This window comes from Vibrio penaeicida (genome assembly GCF_002933855.1).
Classification (GTDB): domain Bacteria; phylum Pseudomonadota; class Gammaproteobacteria; order Enterobacterales; family Vibrionaceae; genus Vibrio; species Vibrio penaeicida_A.
Map to the genome: position 1 here is coordinate 141,177 of NZ_BFAQ01000016.1, position 14,055 is coordinate 155,231.

At 43.7% G+C, this 14,055-nt stretch carries 13 protein-coding genes; 10 read left to right on the forward strand and 3 right to left on the reverse strand.

What is annotated here, in order from left to right:
• The first annotated feature begins 5 nt into the window (after positions 1 to 5).
• On the forward strand, positions 6 to 1,091 hold the full coding sequence (gene alr / locus VPNCDNU1_RS09730) for an alanine racemase (RefSeq protein ID WP_104400156.1): 1,086 nt from the start codon (positions 6 to 8) through the stop codon (positions 1,089 to 1,091).
• A 3-nt stretch (positions 1,092 to 1,094) separates the two neighbouring features.
• Positions 1,095 to 2,309 carry a BamA/TamA family outer membrane protein gene (locus tag VPNCDNU1_RS09735; protein WP_167404762.1) on the forward strand — a complete coding sequence of 405 codons (1,215 nt, stop codon included), beginning with the start codon at positions 1,095 to 1,097 and terminating at the stop codon, positions 2,307 to 2,309.
• A 351-nt stretch (positions 2,310 to 2,660) separates the two neighbouring features.
• On the opposite strand, the gene VPNCDNU1_RS09740 is transcribed toward VPNCDNU1_RS09735, so the two are convergent.
• On the reverse strand, positions 2,661 to 3,086 hold the full coding sequence (locus VPNCDNU1_RS09740) for a secondary thiamine-phosphate synthase enzyme YjbQ (protein WP_101114167.1): 426 nt from the start codon (positions 3,084 to 3,086) through the stop codon (positions 2,661 to 2,663).
• Between the two features lie 284 nt (positions 3,087 to 3,370).
• Here VPNCDNU1_RS09740 and pgi point away from each other — a divergent pair, with 284 nt between their 5' ends.
• Positions 3,371 to 5,023 (forward strand): glucose-6-phosphate isomerase, encoded by a 1,653-nt coding sequence (pgi, locus tag VPNCDNU1_RS09745; RefSeq protein ID WP_104400157.1) that lies wholly within the window; start codon positions 3,371 to 3,373, stop codon positions 5,021 to 5,023.
• A 127-nt stretch (positions 5,024 to 5,150) separates the two neighbouring features.
• Here the strand turns inward: pgi and VPNCDNU1_RS09750 are convergent, their stop codons facing one another.
• Together VPNCDNU1_RS09750 and zur are read right to left on the reverse strand one after the other, a co-directional pair.
• On the reverse strand, positions 5,151 to 5,612 hold the full coding sequence (locus VPNCDNU1_RS09750; protein WP_101114171.1) for a chemotaxis protein CheX: 462 nt from the start codon (positions 5,610 to 5,612) through the stop codon (positions 5,151 to 5,153).
• Positions 5,613 to 5,625: 13 nt separating this feature from the next.
• Complete coding sequence (gene zur, locus VPNCDNU1_RS09755; protein WP_101114173.1) at positions 5,626 to 6,084, reverse strand: zinc uptake transcriptional repressor Zur; 459 nt, start codon at positions 6,082 to 6,084, stop codon at positions 5,626 to 5,628.
• Positions 6,085 to 6,527: 443 nt separating this feature from the next.
• On the opposite strand from zur, the gene dusA reads away from it, so the two are divergent.
• The 7 genes from dusA (at position 6,528) to VPNCDNU1_RS09795 (ending at position 13,492) form a co-directional block, all read left to right on the forward strand.
• Entirely contained in the window at positions 6,528 to 7,532 is a 1,005-nt protein-coding gene (gene dusA, locus VPNCDNU1_RS09765; protein ID WP_104400159.1) for a tRNA dihydrouridine(20/20a) synthase DusA, read from the forward strand.
• 180 nt (positions 7,533 to 7,712) lie between these two features.
• Positions 7,713 to 7,922, forward strand: a complete 210-nt coding sequence (gene pspG, locus VPNCDNU1_RS09770) for an envelope stress response protein PspG (RefSeq protein ID WP_101114652.1) — start codon at positions 7,713 to 7,715, stop codon at positions 7,920 to 7,922.
• Between the two features lie 93 nt (positions 7,923 to 8,015).
• Positions 8,016 to 8,681, forward strand: coding sequence for a TIGR04219 family outer membrane beta-barrel protein (locus VPNCDNU1_RS09775; protein ID WP_104400160.1), 666 nt, complete (start codon positions 8,016 to 8,018; stop codon positions 8,679 to 8,681).
• 146 nt (positions 8,682 to 8,827) lie between these two features.
• A complete protein-coding gene (locus VPNCDNU1_RS09780) occupies positions 8,828 to 9,058 on the forward strand; it encodes a hypothetical protein (protein WP_101114654.1) in 231 nt (76 codons plus the stop codon).
• A gap of 120 nt (positions 9,059 to 9,178) precedes the next feature.
• The gene (locus VPNCDNU1_RS09785) at positions 9,179 to 11,002 is read left to right on the forward strand and encodes an assimilatory sulfite reductase (NADPH) flavoprotein subunit (RefSeq protein ID WP_104400161.1); all 1,824 of its coding nucleotides are present in this window, start codon (positions 9,179 to 9,181) and stop codon (positions 11,000 to 11,002) included.
• A complete protein-coding gene (cysI, locus tag VPNCDNU1_RS09790) occupies positions 11,002 to 12,720 on the forward strand; it encodes an assimilatory sulfite reductase (NADPH) hemoprotein subunit (protein WP_104400162.1) in 1,719 nt (572 codons plus the stop codon). Before VPNCDNU1_RS09785 ends, cysI begins: the two co-directional genes overlap by 1 nt.
• Positions 12,713 to 13,492, forward strand: coding sequence for a phosphoadenylyl-sulfate reductase (locus VPNCDNU1_RS09795; RefSeq protein ID WP_104400163.1), 780 nt, complete (start codon positions 12,713 to 12,715; stop codon positions 13,490 to 13,492). Before cysI ends, VPNCDNU1_RS09795 begins: the two co-directional genes overlap by 8 nt.
• Positions 13,493 to 14,055: the final 563 nt, after the last annotated feature.

The window sequence follows — 14,055 nt, forward strand, 5'->3', positions numbered from 1 at the left end:
CCCCTATGAGCTATATGAAAGCGGCATCCGCATGCATCGATCTTTCTGCATTGAAGCACAACCTGAAAATGGTGAAGCTGCATGCGCCCAACAGCAAAGTTATGTCGGTGGTTAAAGCCAATGCTTATGGGCATGGTTTGCTAAAAATAGCGCAAGCGGCCGATGATGCTGATGCTTTTGGTGTGGCAAGAATAGAAGAAGCCTTGCAGTTGCGTGCTGGGGGGGTTGTGAAACCCATATTGTTGCTTGAAGGTTTTTATTCCTCGCGTGACTTACCAATTTTGGTGACCAATAACATTCAAACGGTCGTACATTGCGAAGAGCAGCTTGAAGCGTTAGAACAAGCGACGTTAGAAAACCCCGTCAAAGTTTGGCTCAAAGTAGACACAGGGATGCACCGCTTAGGTGTTCGCCCTGAAGTGTACTCTGAATACGTTGAACGTTTGAAAGCGTGCGACAATGTGGCTAAACCGCTGCGTTACATTAGCCACTTTGGGTGTGCGGATGAACTAGAAAATCCAGCGACTCAAGAACAAATCGACAGTTTTTTATTGCTGACTGAAGGTTGCAAAGGAGAAAGAACCTTAGCTGCATCGTCAGGGTTGTTGGCTTGGAAAGACAGCCATCTCGACTGGGTTCGCCCAGGTATTATTATGTATGGTGTGTCCCCGTTTGCGGATAAAAGCGCAAATGAGTTGGGCTTTAAACCAATAATGACACTGAAATCGCACTTGATTGCGGTTCGCGACCTCAAAAAGGGCGAACCCGTTGGCTACGGTGCGATTTGGCACAGTGAACGTGACACCAAAATTGGTGTAATAGCGATTGGCTATGGTGATGGATACCCAAGAACTGCGCCTGCTGGTACACCGGTATTGGTGAATGGTCGACGTGTATCGGTGGTGGGGCGAGTCTCCATGGACATGCTGACTGTCGATTTGGGAGCGGATTGCCAAGATAAAGTTGGCGATGAGGTTATTTTGTGGGGGCAAGAATTGCCTTCAGAAGAGGTCGCACAACACATTGGCACAATCGCTTACGAATTGGTGACAAAGCTGACATCGCGTGTTGCCATGGAGTACATTGACTGAGTTATGACCAAACGTCTGATATTTTCAAGCCTACTTGCTTCTTCCTTCTGCGCGCCAGGTGTTGCCTCAGCCTATGAGTGGCTTCCACCTTGGATGCCAGACACCGCCGCTGTTCCTTTTGCTTTTTCATCCAGCACATTGGGGAATACCATCGGTGTGGCAGGTCTACTGAAAGGTCTTGGTCAACCACAAGCTGGGTTGATTGGTGCTGGGCTGATATCCGATAAAGGCAGTAACATGACCTTTATTGGCTACAACAACTTTCAAGTTGGCAACGCATGGCTACTCGGTTTTGATGCTTACAATGCCAGTTACTCTGACTACATATACCATTTGGGAAGCGCGGGAGATAACGACTCTCTCCACAGCCAGAAAACCGTCACGGATGCAAAGGAAGCGCAATACCACTTCACGATGCGCTATATCATTCCTTGGGGCGCTGCCGCCTTCAAAGGAGCAAGAGCAGCGTATGAACCCAAAAGACGTATTCAAGGGGCATCCCCTGCAACCAGTGGGATTTCGACCATTAAGTTTGAACCGTTTTTATCCGAACGCAGCTTAAGCAGCTCAAATGATTCGGCACCCGATTCGACATGGGGTGTAAACCTCGGATTTGAATGGGACAATCGTAATGACGTTCGAAACCCAAGCTTAGGGGCTAAGCTGAAATTGAACATCGCTCACGCTCCCGATTCGGGTAACGACAATACATGGACCAAAGTTGAAATTGAGCAAAGCCACTACTTTAGCCTTGGCAAAGTAGACGACGTATTTTCTCGCCAAGTTTTGGCGTTTGATATGTATGTCGCCGATACCCCTACGTGGAATCGCTGTGGTTCCGGAACGTGTGAAAGACCACCGGAATATGCAGGCGTTTCCTTGGGCGGCTTGTACCATCTTCGCGGTTACTCGGCGAATCGTTACCATGGCAGAAGTGCGGTGCACTACAGCTTAGAGTATCGAGTTATGCCAGAGTGGCAACCCTTACAAAGTTGGCCAATTTTTAATTGGTATGACGTGCCATGGTGGCAGTGGGTAGCTTTTGTTGATGCAGGTAGAGTGGCTGATGAATTCAGTATTCAAGAACTGCATCGCGATATGAAATACAACTTAGGTGGTGGAATTCGCTTCCAAGTAGAAGGCATTGTGGTTCGAACAGAAATGGCATTCGGCGATGAAGAAAACATGTTTCGTGTAATGATCAATCAGCCGTTTTAGACTACCGTGATGAATATGCTGAATAAGTCTAAATGATATGAAGAGGTGCCGAAGTGCACCTCTTTTTAATCTGAAAATAATGGATATACCCAAGTGACCTCAAGGTGTAGGATTCTGAGCCTCATATTCTGTTTCAATTCAAGGAAAAGAACGCAGCGGAATGACGAGTCCTTTCCAAGTTCTTAGACGATGAAGTGAGGCAGAATATGGGCTCCCAAGGGCGAGTTTAACTGGCTTTCATACTGCGTTATCGATTCTTGATTTAGAACCACTAGATCTTCAAATCGATACCTTGCCTGAAAGTCAGTTAATTCTCGCTGAACCTAGCATCTTGAAGTTACTTGGGTATAACTATTCACACTGCCCTTGAAGCGTAGCGATAATTCTTCGAGCGCCACCATGATCGCGATGCTCTCCTAAGTACACCCCTTGCCAAGTTCCCAACGCTAATCGCCCATTACTAATTGGAATGCTCACGCTTGAACCCAAAGTGGATGCTTTGATATGTGCGGGCATATCGTCATCGCCTTCATAAGTGTGTAAGTAGTACGGTGCTCGTTCTGGCACAAATTTATTAAAGTGTTGTTCCATATCAGTACGGACGGTTGGATCTGCATTTTCATTCAAAGTTAAGCTTGCGGACGTATGTTGAATAAAAAGATGTAAAAGACCTATCGAGTACTGGTCAATTTGTGGTAAATGTTGTTCAATTTCATCAGTAATAAGATGAAAGCCTCGGCGTTTGGCGGTGAGAGAAAAGGTAGTTTGATGCCACATAGGTTATGCCTTGTTGTTTCTAATCACTAATTGTTATAAACAATCGCATTAATAGTTGATTCCGATTAGGTACAATTGAGTTTACGTGATAAACCTCAATGTCAGCGATAACGGGTTGCGCCATAATCCGGGATCTGAAAATTTATTACGTTGTTTTGTGTCGATAGGATATAACAAACACAAAATGTACGATTCTTTATTTCGCTTAATCTGGAATTCACTCAGCATCATATAAATTAATCTGGCTGAAGAGAACATAATCGAACGAACATTGGACAATTACCATGTTAAAAAATATTGACCCTACCAAGACTCAAGCTTGGAATGCATTAACTGCGCACTTTGAATCAGCACAAGATATGGATCTGAAAGCCTTGTTTGCTGAAGATGCTCAACGTTTCGATAAATTATCTACACGTTTCGGATCGGATATTCTTGTCGATTATTCAAAGAACCTAATTAACGAGGAAACGCTTAAGCACCTATTTGCTTTAGCGAAAGAAACCGAATTAAAAACTGCCATTGATGCGATGTTCAGTGGCGAAGCGATAAACCAAACGGAAGACCGTGCAGTACTTCATACGGCACTTCGTAATCTCAGTAACAAGCCAGTTTTAGTTGACGGTGAAGATGTCATGCCAGCGGTAAACGCTGTGCTGGAAAAAATGCAATCATTTACCAACCGTGTAATTGACGGTGAATGGAAAGGTTTCACAGGTAAAGCGATCACCGATATTGTAAACATCGGAATTGGTGGGTCAGACCTCGGCCCTTACATGGTGACCGAAGCACTGGCGCCATACAAAAACCACCTGAACCTGCACTTCGTTTCTAACGTAGATGGCACGCACATCGTTGAAACGTTGAAAAAAGTGAACCCAGAAACAACCTTGTTCCTGATTGCGTCTAAAACATTTACTACGCAAGAAACCATGACAAATGCTCACACTGCACGTGACTGGTTCCTTGAAGCTGCAAGTGATGAAGCGCACGTAGCAAAACACTTTGCCGCTCTTTCTACTAACGCAACTGCAGTATCTGAGTTTGGTATCGATACCGACAACATGTTCGAATTCTGGGATTGGGTCGGCGGTCGTTACTCACTATGGTCTGCAATTGGTTTGTCTATTGCTCTATCCGTTGGCTACGACAACTTTGTGGAGTTGCTGGATGGCGCACACGAGATGGACAACCACTTCGCAAGCACGGATCTGGAAAGCAATATCCCAGTTATCCTCGCTTTAATTGGTGTGTGGTACAACAACTTCCACGGTGCAGAATCGGAAGCGATTTTGCCATACGATCAATACATGCATCGTTTTGCGGCTTACTTCCAGCAAGGCAATATGGAATCCAACGGCAAATACGTCGATCGCGATGGCAATGCCGTGACCTATCAAACGGGTCCAGTTATCTGGGGTGAACCTGGTACCAATGGTCAGCATGCGTTTTATCAGCTTATCCACCAAGGTACAAAGTTGATCCCTTGTGATTTCATTGCTCCTGCTCTAAGCCATAATCCAGCGAGCGATCACCACCAGAAACTCATGTCCAACTTCTTTGCGCAAACTGAAGCACTTGCATTTGGTAAGTCTGAAGAAGCGGTTAGAGCTGAGTTTGCAAACGCAGGTAAGAGTGAAGAAGAAGTAGCGTCGCTTGTACCATTCAAAGTATTTGAAGGTAACCGCCCTACTAACTCGATTTTGGTTAAGCAAATTACGCCGAAGACTCTGGGCAATCTGATTGCAATGTACGAGCACAAGATCTTTGCACAAGGTGTTATCTGGAATATCTTTAGCTTCGATCAGTGGGGTGTAGAGCTTGGTAAGCAGCTAGCGAATCAGATTTTGCCTGAACTGGCAGACCAATCTGAAATTAGCTCTCATGATAGTTCAACCAATGGTTTGATTAACGCGTTCAAAGCTTACAAAGCTTAAGCGTATTGAAATACCGCATATGAGTTAAAACAAAAGATCAGTAATTGCTGACCTTTTTTCATTCCAATGACAAATAAAAAAAGCTGTCGCATTCGCAACAGCTTTTCTCTTGTTCGGCTCTGTCTTCTTATTCGAAGCAGATTTCGATAAATGCGTTACCCCACTCAGAGGTAAATGGCATGATGATGATCGCGCCTTCACATTTGTGACGAATGGTGTGACCTTTACCCGAAACAACAACGGGTGTAGCCATGTCGAAGTCAAAACCACTTTCTGAAAGAATGCGTTTTGCACCACCTGTAACCATATTAGTGATTTCACCCACCATATCGGTTACTTCTTCGTTTAGACCATTCGGACGTTCGCCTAGCATGTTTTGCATGATTTCCAATGCCAGAGACTCGTCAAAAGTAATCGACATTGAACCTCGGCTTTGGTCTCCGACCATACCAATCAAACCAGACACATCACCACGAGCGATTTCATCTTTCTTTACTCGAGGTTTCTGAGGCTTTAGCTCCAGTGAAGCCATAGTTTTCAGTACATTCATTAGTGAAGCTAAAAACGGGTTTACAAATTCAGCGCGCATAACGTTCTATCTTTTATTTGTCCGTAAAGTCTGAAAAACAACTTTTGCAAGTACCGTGAGTTTCAATAACGTGATTGGTTAACTGAAACCCCTGTTTTTCACTATTTTTTGCCAACAAGGCTACAAGTTGGTCATCCTGATGTTCAGCTACATTCCCGCACTTATCGCAAATAAGCAGGTGAGAGAAATGCTTGTGAGTACCAAAAGAGCAACACGAGATAAAGCTATTCGTGGACTCAACTCGATGGATAAAACCTTGTTCCAATAAGAAATCCAACGCTCTATAGACCGTTGGTGGTTTTGCCTGAGGTTCACTTTCTTTTAGCCGATCTAACAAATCATAAGCGCTAGATGCACTTTTGCTTGCAAAAATTAGCTCGAACACTCTTTTACGCTGTGGTGTAAGCCTAACCCCACGGCTTTGGCAGATGCCTTCAATTTGTTCTAACAACGACAACTCCAATTGGCTCATCCATTTTGGTGCACATTATTAATAATATACCATTTATCTAGCAAGTTAGGCAGTAAAGGGCGTTTTTTTTAACCCTATGCAAAAGAAGCCAACCAATCAAGCGCTGAATAGAATGCAAAAAACATTTTGTGATTGTAAGTCACTTCCAACATCAGGAATTGTGCACACTGCAACAATGTGTCACATATTTGGCATGCATGCGGTAAGTGTCTTGAACGCGTTTCTACCAGACTTTTACCAAAAACCGCAACAACTTTATGGAGAAGTGTTAAACAAGGTGTGATTTGGCGTTAATTATGGAGTAAATCTGAATTCGTCGTCATGGTGCCTCTATACCTATGAAAATACCCAAAGCAAAGTGTATAATCCGCCAGTTTTTAAAGCCGTTCTCCTATGTATTTAACACTCATTAGGGGAGCTACCGTGAATATTGAGGTAAAACAGTGTCTAAGCCAGAGAATACAAGCGATTTCCCAATGCAGCGCTTCAGCGTTGCACCCATGCTCGACTGGACAGATAGACACTGTCGTTACTTTCACCGCTTAATGTCGGATAACGCACTCCTATATACCGAGATGGTGACAACGGGCGCGATCATTCATGGTAAGGGTGATTTCTTGGCGTACAGTGAAGAGGAACACCCTGTTGCATTGCAGCTGGGTGGTTCTAATCCGGCAGATCTTGCAACGTGTGCGAAGCTCGCTCAAGAGCGCGGCTACGATGAGATTAACTTAAACGTTGGTTGTCCATCGGATCGTGTTCAAAATGGTCGTTTTGGTGCGTGCTTGATGGGAGAACCAAACTTGGTGGCGGAATGTGTTGCTGCCATGCGTGAAGTGGTTGATGTACCTGTGACGGTAAAAACGCGTATCGGTATTGATGACCAAGACTCTTATGAATTCCTCACTGACTTTGTCTCTACGGTTTCTGAGAAGGGTGGTTGTGAGCAATTCACCATACATGCCCGTAAAGCGTGGTTGAGTGGATTAAGCCCAAAAGAAAACCGCGAAATTCCTCCTTTGGATTATCCTCGTGCTTATCAACTTAAAAAAGATTTTGCACATCTGAATATTGCGGTGAATGGCGGAATCAAAACTCTGGACGAAGCTAAAGAACATTTGCAGTATCTCGATGGTGTAATGATTGGTCGTGAAGCCTATCAAAGCCCGTACTTGCTGGCTTTTGTTGATCAAGAGTTGTTTGGTTCTGAAAAGCCAGTTAAGAAACGCTCTGATATTGTGCGCGAAATGTACCCCTATATAGAGAAAGAGCTATCGAATGGCGCGTATCTAGGTCATATGACGCGTCATATGCTCGGATTATTCCAAAGTATGCCGGGTGCTCGACAGTGGCGTCGCTACATCAGTGAAAACGCTCACAAGAAAGGGGCTGGGCTAGAAGTTGTCGAGACAGCGTTAGCTAAAATCCCTGCTGAATTGGGTGTGTAAAAATCGCCACCTGTTAGCTAAATTGACCATGATTAGAAATATGAAGCCTTGAGTTAGCATTCAAGGCTTTGTTGTATTTATTTGTTATAAAAGGAAAAAATAGTATTTTTCAAAAGTTGGTCTGCTTCCTGCAATAACTCAGCTATATGGTTGAAAGTAAAAATACAAAAGGGGCAAACAATGATTGAACTGCTATTTGTGTTGGTATTTCTGGGTGTGTTGTTTTTTACTGGCGTCACCCTAGTGTCGATTTTCGCAGCGGGTGCCGTGGCTTTCGCAGTCATGTTAGTGTTCGGAATGATGGGTATGGTATTTAAGTTATTGCCTTGGTTAATTGTATTGGCAATTGCTTGGTGGTTCTTCCGTAACAAAGTGTACTGCCCGCGTTAAAATTGAGTCAGCCCTGAATGAGATGTCTTTTCGTACAGGGCAATTATGATAGTATCCCCATGTGTTCATAATTGACGGGTGGGGCTTCCTTCCATGAAAAATCGCGTTTGTGCGGCTTTGTTCTCTTCTTCTTTATTAATGTGTACGTTTTCTTCTTACGCGGAAACGGACTTTTCCGTGAAAGTATCTGGCGATACGTGGTCGGCAAAAACGGCTTATAAGCATGATGCCGAAACTATTTTAAATAGTGATAGAGAAAACAAGTTCACAGGCTCGTTAGCTCTAGAGCACAATATTACCTATGTGCCAAATTTTAGAGTTCGCTTTAGCCCAGTAGAAATGAGCTATATCAAATTCAATAAAACGGATTTTACTTTCTACTACGATCTGATTGAGCACGATCTTTTACATTTTGATGCCGGTCTTACGGTTTCTCAATACGCGAATGGTGTCTACTCAAACCCTGTTGATCCAACGCAGGACTTCAATAAAGTTCTTTTTAGCTGGTATGCCAACGCGGCGATTACTATTCCTGAAACAAACTTTGATGTAATTGGTGAGTTTGATTTTGGTAATAGCGATGGTGATAAAACAGCCGATGTCACTGCGGGTATGCGCTATCGTTTTGATTTCGAAAAAGTCGACGTGGCAATTCGAGCTGGATATCGCGTGATGGATTACCGCTTTAACATGTTTTCAGGGCCGAGTGATATGTATTTAACACATGGTGCATTTGTCGGAGTCGAAGCGGGATTTTAATTATTCCCCCGTCTATTCCCCTTAAATTAGAAAAGGCATATTGAATCATATCAATATGCCTTTTTGTTATTTGTGTTAACAATCTATTTGCAAAGTGCGTATTTTGCGTCATTCTTATTAACATACTTGTTAGCACGGAACGACCCATGACGATTTCTGAACTGCGAAGCCTGTATCAAGATAATCAACTCATTGAGGCAATCATCGAACCTTCTATTCAAGAAGGAACTTGGATTGTGGAGTTTCGCCATACGCGAGGCGGCTTTATTCTTCTTACCGATTCACACGGTGAAGAGTGTCATTACATAGACTTAGATAAGGCATCTAAATCTGCGCTAGCGGTTGGATTTCGCCAAGTTCGTATTGAAGAGTACTGATTCCACTCGTTCACATCCTTTCTTACTTCCAAAAAGTTATAAAACATGCTCATCTATTCTTTTTTATTATTAAGGGGAGTGGTTAATCTATCATCACGCAATGAATAGGGATGTCGTGACATGTTACTTAAGGAACTTTCCGCCCTCGCAAGCCCACTTAACGATCAGCAAATAGGTCAATTACAACAAGCTATTTCTGAATTGTCCCCACAGCAGCTAGCGTGGGTGAGTGGTTATTTTTGGGGTATAAGTCAAAATCAACCAGCTGGTGCTGCCGCGCCTATTAATCAGGCTGCCGCCGCCGTAGCCGCAAAACCAGCCGGTAAGCTAAGCATCATCTTCGCCTCACAAACGGGTAACGCGAAAGGCGTTGCAGAAGCGCTGAAAGAAGAAGCGCAAGCAGAAGGAATTGCAGTAGAGCTATTTGACGCGAGTGATTACAAAGGTAAGAACTTAGCGAAAGAAACCCACGTTATTGTGGTGGCCTCTACAAACGGTGAAGGTGAAGCACCAGATAACGCTATGGAGCTTCATGAGTTCCTACAATCTAAGAAAGCGCCGAAATTACCGAACTTGCAATATGCAGTGATTGGTTTGGGTGATTCGAGCTATGAGTTTTTCTGCCAAACGGCAAAAGATTTCGATGAGTACCTGTCTAAGCTAGGTGCGACATCATTTATTGATCGTCTTGATTGTGATGTTGACTATGAAGCGCCTGCATCGGAGTGGCGTAAAGCGGCTCTTGAAAAAGCTAAAGACATGCTTTCCGCTGGGAATGAAGCCGAAGTGGTTCAGCTTCATGCTGGTAGCCAACCTGCTGCCGCTCACAGCCAATACACTAAGCAAAAGCCGTATACCGCAACACTTCTGACTAGCCAGAAGATTACGGGTCGTGATTCTGGCAAAGATGTTCGTCATATAGAAATTGATTTAGATGAGTCGGGCATTACCTATCAGCCTGGCGATGCGTTAGGTGTTTGGTATGAAAACAGCGCTGAGTTGGTCGATGCTATATTAGCGAAGGTTGGTCTGTCGGGTATCGAAACGATTGAAGTTGATGGTGAAAGTCTTTCTATTCGTACTGCGCTGATAAGCAAATACGAAGTGACGACGTCTAACCCTCAATTGGTGACTAAGTTTGCAGAACTTTCTGGCAGTAAAAAGCTAGAGAAACTGGTTGCGGATAAAGACAAGTTACGTGAATACGCGGGTAATACTCAAGTTATTGATGTGCTTGGAGAGAAGAAAACTAAGCTATCGGCGGAAGAGTTAGTAGGAATACTACGTCGCCTAACGCCTCGCTTATATTCGATTGCATCTGCGCAAAGCGAAGTTGATGAAGAAGTTCATTTAACGGTAGGTGTCGTGGAATACGGCGTAGGTGAAGAGACTCGCTATGGTGGCGCGTCTAGCTTCTTATCCCATCGATTAGAAGAAGGTGGTGAAGTTAAGGTATTTATTGAAAACAATAATAACTTCAAATTGCCACAAGACGACAACACGCCAGTGATCATGATTGGTCCAGGTACTGGTATCGCACCTTTCCGTAGCTTCATCCAAGAGCGTGATAACCGCGATGCAGAAGGTAAAAACTGGTTGTTGTTTGGTGATCGTACTTTCACTCAAGATTTCTTGTATCAGGTGGAATGGCAGAAATATCTGAAATCCGGCCTGCTCACTCAACTAGATGTCGCATTTAGCCGTGATCAACAAGAAAAAGTATATGTTCAGCATCGAATTCTTGAGCACGCTGAGCAAGTTTGGCAGTGGATTCAAGATGGCGCCTATATCTACGTGTGTGGTGATGCGACTCGCATGGCGAAAGATGTCAATGATGCATTGGTTTCTGTTGCAAAAGAACATGGCGGTTTAAGCCAAGAAAAAGCAGAAGAATTCATTAACGATTTGCGTAAAGCAAAACGTTACCAAAGGGACGTGTACTAATGAGTGATAAGCAAGAAGTATTAGGCGAAGTGCTCGGTCCACTTTCCGACAATGAGCGCCTAAAAAGAGAAAGTAATTTCCTACGCGGTACGATCTCTGAAAACTTACAAGATCGTATAACCGGTGGTTTTACCGCAGATAATTTCCAGTTGATCCGTTTCCACGGCATGTATCAACAAGATGATCGCGATATTCGTGCAGAGCGTGCAAAGCAAAAGCTTGAGCCACTGCATAACGTAATGTTACGTGCTCGTATGCCTGGTGGCATTATTAAGCCAGAACAATGGCTAGCTATCGACAAATTTGCCGATGAACATACGTCATATGGAAGTATCCGTTTAACGACTCGTCAAACATTCCAGTTCCACGGCGTATTGAAACCAAATATTAAGATGATGCACCAAACGCTAAATAGCATTGGTATTGACTCAATTGCAACTGCGGGTGATGTTAACCGAAACGTGCTTTGCACAACCAACCCAATCGAATCACAGTTTCATCAAGAAGCTTATGAGTGGGCGGCGAAAATCAGTGAACACTTACTGCCAAAGACGCGTGCTTATGCCGAAATTTGGTTAGATGGTGAAAAAGTTGAAACCACAGATGAAGAGCCAATTCTAGGTAGTAACTATTTACCGCGTAAGTTCAAAACAACGGTTGTGATTCCGCCTCAGAATGACGTAGACGTACATGCTAATGACTTGAACTTTGTTGCAATTGCAGAAGACGGGAAGCTAGTTGGCTTTAACGTTTTAGTGGGTGGTGGCCTTGCCATGACGCATGGTGACACATCGACTTATGCACGTCGTGCGGATGACTTTGGTTTTATCCCTCTAGAAAAAACGCTAGAGGTTGCGGCAGCAGTGGTTACCACTCAGCGTGACTGGGGTAACCGTTCAAACCGTAAGAATGCTAAAACAAAATACACCCTAGACCGAGTAGGTTCTGATGTATTTAAAGCAGAAGTTGAAAGACGAGCTGAAGTAAAGTTTGAAGATAGCCGACCTTACGAGCTGACTTATCGTGGTGATCGGATTGGCTGGGCGGAAGGTATCGATGGTAAACACCATTTAGCGCTTTTCATCGAAAACGGTCGTCTTCTGGATTACCCTGGAAAACCTCTGAAAACCGGTGTAGCTGAAATCGCGAAAATCCATAAAGGTGATTTCCGCATGACAGCGAATCAGAACCTCATCGTTGCAGGTGTACCAAAGAGCCAGAAAGCGAAAATCGAAAAGATTGCCCGCGAACACGGCTTGATGGATGATAGTGTGAGCGAGCAACGCAAAAACTCGATGGCGTGTGTGGCGTTTCCAACTTGTCCACTTGCAATGGCTGAAGCGGAACGCTTCTTACCAGAGTTTGTTACCGACGTTGAAGGTATCCTAGAAAAACACGGGTTACCAGAAGATGAAAACATCATTTTGCGTATAACTGGCTGTCCTAATGGATGTGGCCGTGCAATGTTGGCTGAAATTGGCTTAGTCGGTAAAGCACCAGGCCGATATAACTTGCACTTAGGAGGGAACCGCGCAGGTACTCGTATTCCTAAGATGTATAAAGAGAACATCACAGATGCTCAAATCCTAGAAGAGATCGATCACTTGGTTGAACGCTGGGCAAATGAGCGTAACGAAGGCGAATGCTTCGGTGACTTCACAATTCGTGCTGGCATTATCGAAGAAGTCTTCATCTCTAAGAGGGATTTGCATGCCTGATACTACAGCAACAAAGAAGCCCCAGCTTTCTGAGTTACTGTCGATGACCAAGGCGGAGCAGTCGCTGCGCCTTGCTGAATTGAACGGTTATTTAGAAACACTGACGGCACAAGAAAGAGTCGCGTGGGCTATCGAAAACTTAGAAGGCACACATGCGGTGTCGTCCAGTTTTGGTATTCAGGCTGCAGTGATGCTTCATTTGGTTTCCCAAGTTAAAGCGGATACGCCAGTCATTCTGACAGATACGGGCTATTTGTTTCCAGAAACGTATCGCTTTATTGATGAACTGACTGAGAAACTTAATTTGAACCTCAAGATCTTCAGTGCAGCAACTAGCCCTAATTGGCAAGAAGCACGTTATGGAAAATTGTGGGATCAAGGCGTAGAAGGTATAGAAAAATACAACAAGCTAAATAAAGTTGAACCAATGCGTCGAGCATTAGATGAACTTGAAGTGGGTACGTGGTTTTCTGGTCTTCGCCGCGAGCAATCTAGCTCTCGTGCGAACTTACCAATCTTAGCCATTCAAAATGGTGTATTTAAGTTTTTGCCTGTAATTGATTGGACGAATAAAGATGTCCACTATTACCTAGAGGAAAACAATCTTCCATATCATCCACTTTGGGATGAAGGTTATTTGTCCGTAGGTGACACCCATACAACTCGTAAGTGGGAACCGGGAATGAGCGAAGAAGAAACACGTTTCTTTGGATTGAAGCGCGAATGTGGTCTTCATGAAGAAGAGAACGAAAGTGATGGCTCGGGCATTTAAATAACAACTTAGTATCGTGATAGAAAAGCTGCTTATGCAGCTTTTCTTTTTTTATAGGCAATATCAGTTGTACTCTTTTTGTACTAAAATGAATAACTTTGTGGATAAGTTGTGTTTATTCTGGGGTGAAATATGGATAAATAAGCGCTTTGTGTTAAATTCAAAGAAAAGAGTGCTTTTTTCGGTTTTTTATCAAAAAAGTCTTGCGCACTTCATTAATCTCCCTATAATGCCGCCTCACTGACACGGCAGACGCCACAAGGCTTCAGCAGTGTTAGAGAGGTGAAAACTTCTGAGAAAATAAATTTGAAAAAGTGTTTGACTCTTCAAATTATCTCGCTAGAATGCACCTCCGCTTCGAGAGAAAAACTTCTCGAAAAGCAACGCTCTTTAACAATATAGACCTATCAATCTGTGTGGGCACTCGTTGATGATAATCCAAATAGTTTCTTCGGAAACAATTTAGGTTTCAATGAACTGAGTGACCAATACGATGATAACTTTCTTTAGAAAGGAGTCATTGGCACAGTCAATTCATTATCGTTCTGTTGGAACGATAATAG

Coding starts and splice junctions, on each gene's coding strand:
- alr (WP_104400156.1), top strand. CDS start 6: ATGAGCTATATGAAAGCGGCATCCGCATGCATCGATCTTTCTGCATTG.
- VPNCDNU1_RS09775 (WP_104400160.1), top strand. CDS start 8,016: ATGAAAAATCGCGTTTGTGCGGCTTTGTTCTCTTCTTCTTTATTAATG.
- VPNCDNU1_RS09740 (WP_101114167.1), bottom strand. CDS start 3,086: ATGTGGCATCAAACTACCTTTTCTCTCACCGCCAAACGCCGAGGCTTT.
- pgi (WP_104400157.1), top strand. CDS start 3,371: ATGTTAAAAAATATTGACCCTACCAAGACTCAAGCTTGGAATGCATTA.
- VPNCDNU1_RS09750 (WP_101114171.1), bottom strand. CDS start 5,612: ATGCGCGCTGAATTTGTAAACCCGTTTTTAGCTTCACTAATGAATGTA.
- cysI (WP_104400162.1), top strand. CDS start 11,002: ATGAGTGATAAGCAAGAAGTATTAGGCGAAGTGCTCGGTCCACTTTCC.
- VPNCDNU1_RS09795 (WP_104400163.1), top strand. CDS start 12,713: ATGCCTGATACTACAGCAACAAAGAAGCCCCAGCTTTCTGAGTTACTG.
- pspG (WP_101114652.1), top strand. CDS start 7,713: ATGATTGAACTGCTATTTGTGTTGGTATTTCTGGGTGTGTTGTTTTTT.
- VPNCDNU1_RS09780 (WP_101114654.1), top strand. CDS start 8,828: ATGACGATTTCTGAACTGCGAAGCCTGTATCAAGATAATCAACTCATT.
- VPNCDNU1_RS09785 (WP_104400161.1), top strand. CDS start 9,179: ATGTTACTTAAGGAACTTTCCGCCCTCGCAAGCCCACTTAACGATCAG.
- zur (WP_101114173.1), bottom strand. CDS start 6,084: ATGAGCCAATTGGAGTTGTCGTTGTTAGAACAAATTGAAGGCATCTGC.
- VPNCDNU1_RS09735 (WP_167404762.1), top strand. CDS start 1,095: ATGACCAAACGTCTGATATTTTCAAGCCTACTTGCTTCTTCCTTCTGC.